This is a genomic window from Pirellulales bacterium (assembly GCA_036499395.1).
In the GTDB taxonomy this organism is placed as follows: Bacteria; Planctomycetota; Planctomycetia; order Pirellulales; family JACPPG01; genus JACPPG01.
This window is the reverse complement of sequence record DASYDW010000136.1, coordinates 19,953-32,975: the sequence shown is the minus strand read 5'-3', so window position 1 is coordinate 32,975 and position 13,023 is coordinate 19,953. Positions and strand designations below refer to the sequence as shown.

The window sequence follows — 13,023 nt, the reverse complement described above, 5'->3', positions numbered from 1 at the left end:
GTCAAAAAGGATTTCCGTCGCGCTCAATCGGGGCGCATCCCGTCAAAGCATGATCAACCGTAATCCAGGCTCGCGCCGTATGCCGGCGCGAGCCTTTTTTTTTACCACCCTTCGTCGGGCGCCCTTCCTGCCCTCGGCAGAAATTGCCATTGGTCGATCGCTGAAAGATGCACTTTCAGCCAAGCCGGGCGAGGTCTCTTGCCTGCGGATTATCTGCCCAGTCCCGGCAAAGTTCTTTGAAACCCTTGACTTCCCGTCCGAGTACTGACAATATTGCTAGCCTGCGATGAGGAGCGGGTCGTTGGAACGGTCCAACGGACCAGCTCGGAGTTTTGCGTGCGTGCTCGGCCGCGGCGTATTATCGCCGCTTTCTCATTGGCGAATTATCTTGCGCTGCTGGTCGGCATACCTTTGCCTGCGCCCGCTGTTAAGGATCTATCGCGGCCATTTCCCTGCCAGCACCACCGTTGCGGCTGCGCCGACGCTGATCAGTGCTGGAAGCATTGCTGTTGCTTTACTCGCGAGGAAAAGCTGACCTGGGCCCATGAACATGACGTCGCGCCGCCCGACGAGTTGCTGGCTAGCAGCGACGACAGGCACGACCATGACGAACATGCGTGTGGCGCTTCCCACGACGCGTGCGAACAAAAGCAACTAGCGGGCTGCTGCAGCCGGCGTGCCAAGAATTGCTCGCAAGACGCCGCGTCCACTCCAGGGCGAACATCCGGCCGAAACTCGGTCGTCGCCATGCACGCCTATCGTTGCCAGGGCAATTCTCCACTATGGCTAACTCTTGCGGCAACGGCGCCATTACCCCAGACATTGAACTGGGGCGCCGATCAAGTCCCCGGGGAATGGGTCGTGCTTCGCGATTGCAAGACGTTCTCCATTCCGCAGGCGGTCGATCCGCCTCCTCCCAAATCCTGATCGCTTCGATCGGACCCGCACATCGCGCCATGAGCGCGCCTGCCGCTGACATCGTCTCGTTGCGTCAATAGCGCTGCGAGGTCGGTCAGATTGTCCTTGCGCTTCGCTGCGTCCGGATGGCGCCCTGCGCGCTCACGCCACCCCCCACGGCACGTTCCTCATCGCAGGGGATATCCCTGGGGAGGCGTGGGCGCGCAGGTGCGTCATCCGGGATTGCACTCAACGGCAAATTCGATTCTTCGGCAGACTTTCCATCAATCTGGAAACGCTAGTGATCTAAAAAACCTCGCGACGCACGATCCACAAGCGATATGCCTTGCCGATTCGGCCTCGTCGGCTGACCGCAGGGGCGCAGGTGTTTCGGTGCGCTGTGCAGGTTTCTCGAGCAGCGTTGCGCGGCTTTCCATACTGCGACACGCTATCGCGCCACGGCGGGCAGTGATGCGTTCGGGATCGATTGCTTCCCTCCGCGAATTGCGGATGCCGTGAGCTCACTTAACCCAATTAACGAATGCCCTGCGCCCTATCAGCTGGGGCATGAATTCACGGAGTAAAAATGCGTCTGAAATTCTTAGTCACGACTATCGTTTATTTGGCCGCAACCGCCGTAGCTAGCGGCCACGGTTATCTCATCAGTGAGTTGGATTCGAGCGGAGTGCCGATTGCCCTCCATGTAGCATCGCAGTCGAACGTCCTCGACAGTGGCAATACGGCGTCTCCGTATGCGAACTTGTTCTGGGACAAGTTTCCTGCTGCAAAAGGCCCTGACTCGCTATTCACCGAAGGCTCTTTGGTAAGCACACCCCGCTCATCGCCGGGCGCCTACTATCCGACGAACGACGGCGGCGCTTCGACATCGGGACCTTTCAGTGTTTACGACAGCGCAACGTTCACGGTGATCAGTCCTCTATTGTTCTCAAACGGTGGTTCGGCCGAACCGGCGGCGTCGGGAGTCTCGCTGAATATCGTCGAGCGTTTTCCCGGCAACGCTCCCAACGGCGCCAGCAATTCGACAAATCATCCTGGCGCGGCGAGTACTGCCGCCGGCCTGCTCACGATTAGTGGAAACACCGGGGTTTTGCCTGGATTTCAATTCTCGTTGGCAGACACGCACGAGTTTGCCAAGGATCTGTTCCTCGGCGGCTCGACGGCAACCGGCGAATACGGTTTTGCATATACGGTCACCGTTCACTACCACAACGGGACGACGTTGACTTCGGCTCCCATGGTGGACGTCTTCGCCTTGACCGATACGACTTTGTCGGGTGGCAGCTTCACCAATGCGTCGCTGGCCGTTCAAGATGCTGCGACGTTGGCAATCTACCAGGCGTCGGTGCCGGAACCGTCGGCAGTGATCCTCGCTGCGATGGGCATCTTCCTATTGGTAGTTCGACGTCTCCGTCGAACCACGGCGTCCGTTTAACACCTGACCTTCGGCGTGCTAGCCGCCGCGCGCTGCGGCGGCTAGCCGCTCTGACAAGAACACTTGGAGTCAACGATCATGCGATTTAGATTTCTTCTCAGCTTGGCGGGTTTAGGCCTGCTTTTCCCAAACATTTCCTGGGGCCACGGCTTCGATTTGTCGGTGAACTCCTACGCAAATCCTTCGGCGTTCCTGATCGGCTCGGCACAGCCCGTTCTCGATAATGACTCGGTGAGTCCAACACCCGGTCCGTCAAATCTGTTTCTGGATCAGTTTGACAGTTCTCCCAACGCCGATGGCAGCTATCCGACCGACGAAGGCTTCGCGCAAACGTCGGGACCATTTCCGGCATATACAAGCGTGACCTTCAACATCATCAGCCCGCTTTACTTTTCGGACGGAACGGGCCCAGCGGTTTTCGCGTCGGCCGGAACGCAGCTGCACATCTTCGACCTGTGGGCCGGCAATCCCGCTCCTCTGACCGATCCGCACCCTGGGGCGTCCCTAGGGGATCTTTACGTTGACGGTGCGGCGGCGTTCTATCCCGGCTTCGGAGTTTCGCTCTACGATGCGCACGAACTCGAGAAGGACGTCTATCTCGCCGCGAATTCGACGCAAACGTATGGCGAATATGGCTTCGCCTTTGACGTGACGGTCCATTTCGCGGGGGGGCAGACGGTCAATAGCGGCCCACTCGTCGACGTCTTTGCACTCGATATCACGACTGATCCAGCAAACCCGGGCGGCTTTGCCACCTTCGCGCCTTTCGCGCAACAAGACCTGGCGACGCAAGCCCTTTACAACGCCGCGGTCGGCGTGCCCGAGCCATCGTCTGGCATCCTGTTGGGAGCTGCTGGAATCGCAGCGGTCGCGACCGCCGGATTTCGGTCCCGTTGCCGGACGTACGACAGGGATCAGCCGTGAATCAAACGCCCGCCGCCCGGCCGCACTCGAGTGCGGCCGGGCGATCGCGGCCTCAGCCGGATCAAACTCGCCTTTCCGATTCGCAAAACGGGAGATTAGCACATGAAGGCTTTCGCCATTCTCAGCTGCATCGCGCTTGCGGCGCTCTGTGCAACGAGTGCTTACGGCCACGGATTCAATCTTTCCCTTACGTTTGAAAACAGTGGTAATCCCACCTCGATCGTCGCGGCCTCGCAATCCGCTTACTTTGACGACCAGAATGTCACGGCTGCACCGAGCAATCTCTTCCTTGAGCAATTCAGCGGCACTCCTTTTTCGGATAGCAGCGGCACTTACTATTCAGTGATCCATGGTTTCGCGCAAACCGCGGGCCCGTGGCCTTCGTACACGGCCACCTACAACGTCCTTTCGCCGCTGTATTTTGCCGACGGCAGCAGTGTCACGGCAGCGACAGCGCCTGCCGGCACGTACCTGGACGTTTGGGATCGTTGGGCAGGCGACACCGTCGGGCATCCTGGGGCCGCGCTTGGCGACGTCTTCGTCAATGGCAAGACTTCGTTTTATCAGGGCTACGGTGTTTCGCTGTTTGACGCGCACGAATTGGAAAAGGATTTGTATATCGGTTCCGGTCCGACCAACGGCGAATATGCGTTCGCCTTTAACATCACCGTGCATTTTGCCAATGGCATCACGCTGACCACGTCTCCGCTAGTTGATGTCTTTGCAACGTCTGATCCAAATACCGGCGCCTTCGCTACCAATGCCTCTGTCGCGCAGCAAGACAATGCAACTGCTGCTCTTTACCGCGCTGCAATGGCTGACGTGAATTTCGACGGCGTGATCAATGCGCAGGACCTCGCACTCATCTCTTCGAATTGGCTCGCAAAGGGGGGAATCGGACAGCTGCCCGGAGACGCCAATCGCGATGGAATCGTCAACGTCCAGGACCTGGCGCTGATCTCCTCCAATTGGGAACCAGGGCTTAGTCTTAGCGCGAACGTCGCTGTTCCCGAGCCCACCACGATTCTGCTCGTGCTCTCGGCGGCAAGCGTCATGCTCGCCCGCGCGGCCATGCACATCTCGCGTCGCTTCGGCTCGCCTGCCCGTTCATAGGCTTGCTGTATTTAATCGCTTTCAAGCATTCGGAACCTCGCCATGTACGTCCGCCGTTTTGACCGCGCGAGAGTACGAGCCTTTACGCTCGTTGAGCTATTGGTCGTCGTGGCAATTATTGGCGTGCTCATCGCCATGCTATTGCCGGCGGTGCAATACGCACGGGAAAGTGCCAGGCGTATGAAATGCCTCAACAATCTCCATCAATTGGGATTGGGCATCCATATGTACATCAACAATAACAACGGACATCTCCCGTTTACGTACCATTCCGACGCCAGCGCGGCGCAATCAGCAACGGCGAACAGCGCGTCGTGGATCGTAACCGTCGGCTTGTACTGCGAGAACGTCGATGACATGCGGCTTTGCCCCGACGACCCGTTGGAAGAAGCACGAGTCGATCCCAACGCCAGTGGCGTCCGCGGAACTAGCTACGTTATCAACGAGTACGTAGCAGTACCCCCCGAGGCTGGAGGGCCGCGGGTTGGCACGCTTCTGAATATCAATCAGATGCGTGACACCCATAGCCTTGTCATACTCTTCGAGGGCGCAAGCAGCCGTGCCGATCCCTATAACGACGACCATGCACATTGTTCAACCTGGTACGCCAACAGCGCGATCGTGCGTGGCCAGGCCTGGCCTAATATCTTGTCCGAAGTTAATCCTCAGCAGCATTACGACTGTGCGAATTACTTATACGCGGACGGTCATGCGGCAACCGTCCCGTTCGTTGACTTTCAACGTTGGGTCAACGACGACATGGCCAACGGCACAAACAGGTTTCAACCGGTGCAATGATTGTTCGACGGTCCTGCACGTTCAAAAATGCCAGCCGCGCACCCAGGCGTACGCCAGCGCGCAGCACACTGGAAAGAGGATGAACACGGCCAGGTACGTGTAGAGCGTGGTCCAGGTATGTCGCGGCCAGCGGGCCATTTTTACGTCGCGTCCAAAATCTACGAGAGTTTACGAATGAGGAACGTCGAGTGCCCAATTATGCGGCCTGCGGCGACTTCGGCAAGCCGTGGTCAACATCGTTGCGATGCCCTCCCTCGCGGGTAGCCTCGGCGCAAGGACCGATTGGGCCGCGAGCGAGGGGGAAGGTGCTTTGCGCCTGCTAAGCCAGCGCGCCGTTGGCCACCAGCACTTCGACCAGTTCCTTGCCCAATTCCACGAACGCGGTCGCATCGTGCGGCGCCCGACGCAGGTCTGGCACCCTGGATGTTCCATGCACCGGCGCCGAGGTCACGAGCAATGTCTTTAGATCGCACACGCCGTAATAGACAGGCGGCGTATCGTTCGAGATCGCGCCCAATTCTCGCTGCAGGTCGAGGGCTGTGATTGCTGCGTTCAAGTACACCGACACGTCTAAAAGTACAGCACGATAATTCGGATGCTTCGTGACGTCTCGGCCGCAGCTGCGTTCGATCGATTTGGCGGCCCCGCGCACGCCGATCATGATCCGGTCGACCAGCGTTCGCAGCGCGTGCGTGAAGCCGATGTTGGCGTATTCATTCGGCGCTAGGTACGTGTTCACTGCCGCGGTCACCGCGCCACAGCCGGTATGCCCCAGCACGGTCAGAACCTTCACGGATTTCGTGAAATTGCGGACCCCGTAGGTGAAGCTGCCGATGCCTTCGGTGCTGAGTCCGTTACCCGCCATGCGTACCACGAACAGCTCGTTGAAGCTGGTATCGAAGATCGATTCGATCGGCACACGGGCGTCGGAACAGCCCAGGAACATGGCAAAGGGTTCCTGGTCAAGCACGCCCCCGGAAAAGAAGGGTAGGCCCATCGAGATCGGGCTGATCGGCACGACGATCTCACCGGTGACCGGATCGCCCAACGTGGCGTTCTGCATGTGCCCGACCAGTTCGACCAGCCGGCGGTTTCCTTCCACCAGCGCCTGGATCGCCTCGTCGGCATTCGTCGGACGATTGACGACGATCGGCTGAAACGGGTCGTATCGATAGATCAGATCCACGCAGTGTCTCCCTTGAAATTAACCGAGGATGTCAGATCAAAAGCAGTCGGCCAGACCGCGTTCCCGCACACGCAGGCTGACCTGGTTCAATGTACTCCACTCCCGCCTTCGATCACGATCGTGCGGCATCGGCGCCGCGTTCCAATTCTGTTATATGCTTCGCGGTCTCCGCAGTTTGCTGCGGCTCTTGCGAGGCCCGAAGTTCCAGACGCAACTGCGTCCGTTCCGCCGCGGGCGCCGCCAACTTAACGTCAATGCGGACGCCGTGAGGTAAAACCTGTCCCAGCTTCAGCCGTGCCGCTGGTCCCGCGATTTGTCGATAATCGATCCGCGGCACATGGGCAAATGGCGGACAGAAGGCCAGGTGAACGTGCGCCGTGACTTGACCGGCCGTGAACTGCATCGTGGTCATGCCGGCCAGCACGTCGCGCCCGTCGGCGGATTGCAGACGTTCGAAGCGCTGCGCCATTTGCGCCGACGCAGTCAACAACTCGTCGATCGAGCTACCGGCGTCGGCCGCCAAACGCGAACGCCCGGACGACGGCGGACGGATCTCGGCCGATGGCTGATCTGGAATCCCGATTCGTGACCGCAGCCGTTCAGCCAGGGGGCCATTGCCAGGCCAATGCCGACCGACGAATGCCATCGCGCGCCGGTATCCCGGTCCGTCTAGCCATAGGGTCGTCGCCACTTCCTCGATTGCGACGATTCCCCACAGCACGAGGTCAGCGGCGATCGACATCCGCAAAGAGGTGAGGGCCAACGCCGTTAACACGAGGGCCGCGACCGGCACAAACCATCCTATCGCATGCCCAGGACCTTTTGCTAGGCGATCATAATTCCACCACACGCCCCGCGTTGCGGCGGCGACGAGTGCCGCCAACACCATCCAAGCGACCGGCCAGCCGGGCGAAGACGCTGGCGTTATGGCGCCCTGCAAACGGCGCGTCACCAGCACGAGCGCCATACCGACTTGCAGGGCGAGCAGAATCGCGATCAGTCCGGGCAGCAACTCGCCGAACGGCGCAAGCGACCGTACAATGGCCGCGCGCCCTTCGATGCTCGACTGCCGATCCATGCGGTCGATTTCTCGGTTCGTTCGTGCTTCTCGACGCTAGCGAGCCGCCGCGGTGCTGCCCGCGGCCGAGGCCAGTTCCGAAGCGCGGCGGGTGTTTTCCCAGGTGAATTCCGGCTCGCTGCGGCCAAAGTGACCGCCGGCAGCCGTCAAACGATAGATGGGCCGACGCAGATCGAGGTATTCAATGATCTTGCCCGGCTTCAGCGGGAACAATTCACGGACCAACTCGCAGATTCGCGAGTCGTCCAGGCGGCCCGTGCCAGCCGTGTCGACGTGTACGCTAACCGGATCAGCCACGCCGATGGCGTAAGCCAACTGCACTTCGCAACGCTCAGCCAACTTGGCGGCCACGATATTCTTGGCGACGTGACGCGCCATGTAGGCCGCGCTGCGATCGACCTTGGTCGGGTCCTTGCCGCTGAATGCTCCGCCGCCGTGGCGACCCCAGCCGCCGTACGTATCGACAATGATCTTGCGTCCGGTCAGGCCGCAGTCCCCTTGTGGGCCACCGACTTCGAAGCGGCCCGTCGGATTGATGTGATAGGTAATCTCGTCGCTCGCCAAGTCGCGCGGAAGGACCGGCTTTACGACCTTGTTGATCACGTAATCGCGAATCTCGTCCTGGCTGACCTTCGGGCCATGCTGGGTCGAGACCACGACCGTGTCGATTCGCAACGCGCGATTGCCGTCGTATTCGATCGTGACTTGGCTCTTGCTGTCCGGACGAAGCCAATCGACGTCACCACGACGCCGAGCGGCCGTCAGTTCGTTCGTAATGCGATGTGCCAAGGCGATCGGCAGCGGCATCAGTTCGGGCGTGTCATTGCAGGCATAGCCGAACATCAGGCCCTGGTCGCCGGCGCCGGTTTCCTTGCCTGCCGCGGCATTCTCGTTGACCCCCATCGCGATGTCGGGGCTTTGCTTGTCGATGGCCACCATCACGGCACAGGTATCGCCGCAAATGCCCATCCGATCATCGGTGTAACCCACCTCGTTGATCACGTGGCGGACAATGTCCGAGAAATCGACCTTGGCCTTGGTGGTGATCTCACCCGCCACGATCGCGATACCGGTCGTGACCATGGTTTCGCAGGCCACGCGGCTCATCGGGTCGCCGGCCAGGAGCGCGTCCAGTACCCCGTCCGAAATCTGGTCAGCCAGCTTATCAGGGTGCCCCATGCTGACCGATTCGCTCGTGAACAGGTATTTTCCGGATGCCACGGATGAGTCTCCTCGAAACTTGATAGCGGATGTTGGGAGCGCGCACGCGAAAAGGGCCAGCCGGCCCAGAATCGAGCTATTATAGCCACGCGGGGGCATTACCGGCAACCTACCGGAGGCGATCCGCGACGGCAAAACGGTGCGCCTGTGCCACGAACGGGCATATTGTACCGTACGTAGTTTTTGCCCGGCCTGCAGCCGCAGAACATAATACTTCTGGGGCCGGACCAGGCAATCGACTCTTTAAGTCATCGGCTTGTCGTAGCGTCCGCCGCTTGGGTTATACGAGCGGCGAGCTAGGGCCGTTGAATCGCAGTGTATGGCCATTCAATTTTCATGTCCGAGTTGCCAGGCCACACTGCGCCTGAAGGACCAGTACGCCGGCCGCCAGGGCCAGTGTCCGCAGTGCCAGGCGAAGATCACGGTCCCACAGGTCGCGGCGAATTCCGGCGTTTCCGCAGCGGAGCGCGCTTCAGCGGGGGCTATCAATCCCGATGCGCGATCGGGTGTACGCGCTGCTGGTTCCAAGTCAACCACCATCGACTTTTCGTGCGAGGGCTGCCAGAAGAAGATCCGTGCGCCGGCGGCCGCCGCCGGGCGGCAAGTCGCATGTCCCGGTTGCGGTGCCAAACTGCGCGTGCCGGGCGAGCCCGCACGTAGCGTAGGCTCGGTCGCCGCTGCGACACAGAAACCGGCGTCTGCGCCGGCGTCGTCCGTTTCGCCGCCAAGTGCGGCGGATGCGTTTTCGGACGATTTGCTCAGCGGCGTTGCGGCCGGCATGGCTTCCGGATTCGACGGGGCGTCGCAGGCGCCGTTGTCGTCTGCATTGGCAAAGCCTCGATCGAAGCGCCCGGCCTGGCTGCTATACGCCGCGCTCGGCGGCGGCGTATTGGTCATCATGCTTGCGATTGGGATCGCCGTGATGCTCATGCGAGGGCCGGCAAAGAGTGTTCCGCCGGTCATACCACCACAACAGCAAGTAGCCGCTGCTCCCGCGCCAACGGCACCACCACAACCTACCGCTGCGCCGGTGACGCCCCCCGCGGTAGCAACCCCGCCGGCAACCGCTGGGGCTCCGGCAACGCCGCCAGCGACGATACCGCCGGCCGCCACGCCGGCGCCCCCCACTGCGGCCACGGTTACTCCGAACAACATCCCCGATGACGACGAGGGCGATGAAAAGGACGAAAACCAGCCGCAGCAGATGCCTGCCGGGCCGTCGTCCCCCGCACAAGTCAAAGCGTACTTCGATTCGATGGAAGCCCTGATCGGCTTGCAGGGCGAGCTGGCGTCGATTCTGAAAAAGGTAACCAACGAGGCCACGGCGCGCCAGATAGGGCAGCAATGGGCCGACAAGCTGGCGGAATTCTCGACGCAGATCGAGAAACGCTCGCGCAACATCTGGCTTGCCGCGGCGGACATTGATCGCGATAAGGGATTCAAACCACGCGTTGACGAGCAGCGCAAGGAATACACCGCCGAACTCACCCGCGTTCGCAAGCTTTCCGGGGTGCTGCCGATCCTGCATCAGGCTCTCGAGGCGCGCATGGCTAGCATGCCGAAGGGGCGGATCACAAAGCGTCTACGCGAGCAGGGAGTATTTGTCGTCGACGTTATGGCGGTCGACCGCCTGTCGCTGCGCCGCCAGACGATCGGTAGTCTGCAAAAACTGATCGAGGCAACGCGCCAGGTCACCGATTTTGCAACCGCGCAGCGCTATATGTCCGAGGTAACCGGCTCATTGGCCGAACAGGAAAAGCTGCACGCTCTGCAACCGGACGCAATTATCTGGTCGACGACTCTGGAAGCGGATGAATTCAAATCGCTCGAGGCGCCGCTACAAGAGAAGGCCGCCCAATGGCAAGCCGAGCTGAATCGTTTCTTGAACGTGCCTGAAGTGCGACCGATGTTTCGGGCCTCGCTCGATGTCGAGGTGGCCCGCGACCCAGGTGGCCCCTTGGCCAACGAATGGCGGCGTCAAAAGACAATCATGACGGCCGACGCAGCCACGAGTCCGGTCGATCCAGAAGCGGTCGCGCGTCAGGAGCAGTTTATTACGCTTATCGAGCGGTCGATCGCCGTGAGCGAAGACCGGCTGGCCGTCTCGCGCAGGATTAAGGATGTGGCGACCGCTAAACGACACGCCAACACCTGGGCCAAGTTGACGGTCGAGGAGATGGATTTGAGCGACGAGCAAAACAAGCTGAACGGCCTGCAACTCAATGGACAGTACGCTGAACGATACCAGACCGCTCGCCGCCGCGACGCGCAACAAGGCCAGGATCAACAAGCGGAACTGTCGCGTATGCAACAGCTTCCCGACGTGATGCGGATTCTCAAAGAGGCGCTCGACCGCCACACGGCTGATCGCAAAAGCAAAACGCCACCGGCCACATGACTCTCTGAGATTGTCGGTTGCCCGTCGTTCCTACCGCTAGCCTTTCAGCGATGCGCGCAGCCGATTGCGGATCCAGATCGTGAGACTTAAGCCGTCTGCTTGCGCGGCACGCTGGTAAAGCTCCATTTCGACACGCGTCAGTCGCAGGTCGACGCGCTCGGGCAGGAATTCTTCGGTGCCTTTGTTGCCTGGCCCAGATAAGGGGCCGACGCCGTGAAATTGGAGGCTGGATCCACCGCTCATGCCCGGCTGGCTTTTCATGCAGGTCATTGTGCCGGTGCGACCGTCGCCCAGTTCCAAACGGCAATCGCCGGAAATAACCGCGGTGGTTTTGGGCGAGAAATAGCCGGCCTTCCACGGCACAGCCCCGGCCTTGGCCGTATCATCCTCGACCCAAATGTCCCCTTCGAACAATAGTGCCACACCTTGCAGCACGCGTCCTCGTGTGAAATTCGAACCCATCAATCGACCTCGGTGCTACGGCGGAACGTTGACTGGAAGCTGTTGCAAGGCTGGGACACCAGGGCGCAGCGGCACCGGCATCGATGGCGTATTGTACAGCCGAAGCCAGACATCACGAGGCATGCGGCCAACTAAGAGGAGTTTTTGACCGCGAATAGGACGAAAGACCGGCGCCGCGTTAAGCAGCCGAGCGCCTGGCGGAAGTTTCCTGCCCGGCGTGTTGCATCAACACGTCGAGCCCGGCTAGCGTGCGGGCTGTAGCACCCAATTGCCGGGCTACCAGCTCGCGGGCATTTCTTCCGAGCGTGGTGGCGTAATCGGCATCGTCGAGCACGTATTCGACGAACGCCGTCATCTCGGCGCCGTCGCGTACGACCACGGCCGCGTCGGCCATGAGCAGTTGCGCCACGATATCGCGAAAATTGCGCGTGTTTGGCCCGAACGAGATGGCAGCCCCGTACGCCGCGGGCTCGATCATGTTCTGCCCGCCCCGCCTATGAATGCTGCCGCCGACGAAGGCGATGTGCGCCGTTCCCCACCAGGCTCCCAACTCGCCGATCGTGTCGACCAGCAGCACACGTGCCGCGGGATCGGCGCCTTCGCCGAGCTTGCTGCGGCGCTGCCAGCGCACGCCCGAGGCGGAGAGCATGTCTGCCACTTCCTCGAATCGTTCGGGATGCCGCGGTACTAACACCAGTCGCAAGCGCGGAAACCGGCTGCGCAGGAACTCGTATGCCGACAGTGCCAGAGATTCCTCGGGATGTTGCGTGCTGCCGGCCAGGAATACGACGTCGTCCGCGGCAATGCCGGCGGCCCGGGCCAGCGCCACCGTGGCTGGATTCTGGCGATTGGTCTGCGCGCCGTCGAACTTGATCGAGCCCGTCACGCACAGCGACTCTTCGCGAACTCCCAAGGCACGGAACCGTGCGGCGAACTCTTCGTTTTGCACGGCGACAAGATCGATTGTCTTCAAGATCGGGCGCACGACGAGCCGTGCCCGACGGTAGCCGCGGAAACTATGCTCGCTCAAGCGGCCATTGATGATCGCCACGCGGGCGCCGCGGTCGTGGGCCGCGCGGATCAGGTTCGGCCATAGTTCGAGTTCGGCCAGTACCAGGCAGTCAGGTCGCACTCGGGCCATTGCCATGCGGACGCCCCAACTGAAGTCGAGTGGGCAGTAGAAGACCGAGTAGTCGGCGTATTTCTTTTGCGCCAGTGTGTAGCCCGTGACGCTCGTGGCCGAGATCACGCATTCCCAGTCCGGCCGCGTGCGGCGAATCTCGGCCAATAACGGAGCCAGCAGATTCACCTCGCCCACGCTTACCGCGTGCAGCCACAGGCAGGGACGGTTACCAGCGCGAACGGGCACTCGTCCCAGAAACTTTTCGGCTAAGCCAGCGCGGTACTTACCACGGCGCAGCGCCTGATAGGCAAGCCATGGCGCAGCCACGACGATCAACGCGAGGTAAAGGAGATTAAAAAGATAGGGCACG

12 protein-coding genes are annotated in these 13,023 nt (G+C 60.9%); 6 read left to right on the top strand and 6 right to left on the bottom strand.

All coding sequences use genetic code 11. From position 1 onward, the window contains the following. The first annotated feature begins 49 nt into the window (after positions 1-49). The gene (locus VGN12_28560) at positions 50-268 is read left to right on the top strand and encodes a hypothetical protein (GenBank protein HEY4313437.1); all 219 of its coding nucleotides are present in this window, start codon (positions 50-52) and stop codon (positions 266-268) included. A 167-nt stretch (positions 269-435) separates the two neighbouring features. On the opposite strand, the gene VGN12_28555 is transcribed toward VGN12_28560, so the two are convergent. Beyond that, positions 436-654 (bottom strand): hypothetical protein, encoded by a 219-nt coding sequence (locus VGN12_28555; GenBank protein ID HEY4313436.1) that lies wholly within the window; start codon positions 652-654, stop codon positions 436-438. Positions 655-1,483: 829 nt separating this feature from the next. Here VGN12_28555 and VGN12_28550 point away from each other — a divergent pair. From VGN12_28550 to VGN12_28535, 4 genes are all read left to right on the top strand, one after another. Beyond that, on the top strand, positions 1,484-2,350 hold the full coding sequence (locus VGN12_28550) for a hypothetical protein (protein HEY4313435.1): 867 nt from the start codon (positions 1,484-1,486) through the stop codon (positions 2,348-2,350). 78 nt (positions 2,351-2,428) lie between these two features. Next, positions 2,429-3,274, top strand: a complete 846-nt coding sequence (locus VGN12_28545) for a PEP-CTERM sorting domain-containing protein (protein HEY4313434.1) — start codon at positions 2,429-2,431, stop codon at positions 3,272-3,274. A gap of 102 nt (positions 3,275-3,376) precedes the next feature. Beyond that, the gene (locus VGN12_28540; protein HEY4313433.1) at positions 3,377-4,387 is read left to right on the top strand and encodes a dockerin type I domain-containing protein; all 1,011 of its coding nucleotides are present in this window, start codon (positions 3,377-3,379) and stop codon (positions 4,385-4,387) included. Positions 4,388-4,429: 42 nt separating this feature from the next. Next, a complete protein-coding gene (locus VGN12_28535) occupies positions 4,430-5,185 on the top strand; it encodes a type II secretion system protein (protein HEY4313432.1) in 756 nt (251 codons plus the stop codon). A 319-nt stretch (positions 5,186-5,504) separates the two neighbouring features. On the opposite strand, the gene VGN12_28530 is transcribed toward VGN12_28535, so the two are convergent. The 3 genes from VGN12_28530 to metK all read right to left on the bottom strand — a co-directional run bounded on the left by VGN12_28530 (position 5,505) and on the right by metK (position 8,670). Continuing rightward, positions 5,505-6,371: a carbonic anhydrase gene (locus VGN12_28530; protein ID HEY4313431.1), complete on the bottom strand. Its 867-nt coding sequence runs from the start codon at positions 6,369-6,371 to the stop codon at positions 5,505-5,507. 112 nt (positions 6,372-6,483) lie between these two features. Continuing rightward, a complete protein-coding gene (locus VGN12_28525) occupies positions 6,484-7,449 on the bottom strand; it encodes a hypothetical protein (GenBank protein ID HEY4313430.1) in 966 nt (321 codons plus the stop codon). 36 nt (positions 7,450-7,485) lie between these two features. Further along, positions 7,486-8,670: a methionine adenosyltransferase gene (metK, locus tag VGN12_28520; GenBank protein HEY4313429.1), complete on the bottom strand. Its 1,185-nt coding sequence runs from the start codon at positions 8,668-8,670 to the stop codon at positions 7,486-7,488. A gap of 319 nt (positions 8,671-8,989) precedes the next feature. On the opposite strand from metK, the gene VGN12_28515 reads away from it, so the two are divergent. Next, positions 8,990-11,068: a hypothetical protein gene (locus tag VGN12_28515; GenBank protein ID HEY4313428.1), complete on the top strand. Its 2,079-nt coding sequence runs from the start codon at positions 8,990-8,992 to the stop codon at positions 11,066-11,068. 36 nt (positions 11,069-11,104) lie between these two features. Here VGN12_28515 and VGN12_28510 read toward each other — a convergent pair whose 3' ends face one another. Together VGN12_28510 and VGN12_28505 are read right to left on the bottom strand one after the other, a co-directional pair. Continuing rightward, positions 11,105-11,530: a hypothetical protein gene (locus VGN12_28510; protein HEY4313427.1), complete on the bottom strand. Its 426-nt coding sequence runs from the start codon at positions 11,528-11,530 to the stop codon at positions 11,105-11,107. 178 nt (positions 11,531-11,708) lie between these two features. Then, a complete protein-coding gene (locus VGN12_28505) occupies positions 11,709-13,022 on the bottom strand; it encodes a 3-deoxy-D-manno-octulosonic acid transferase (GenBank protein HEY4313426.1) in 1,314 nt (437 codons plus the stop codon). Position 13,023: the final 1 nt, after the last annotated feature.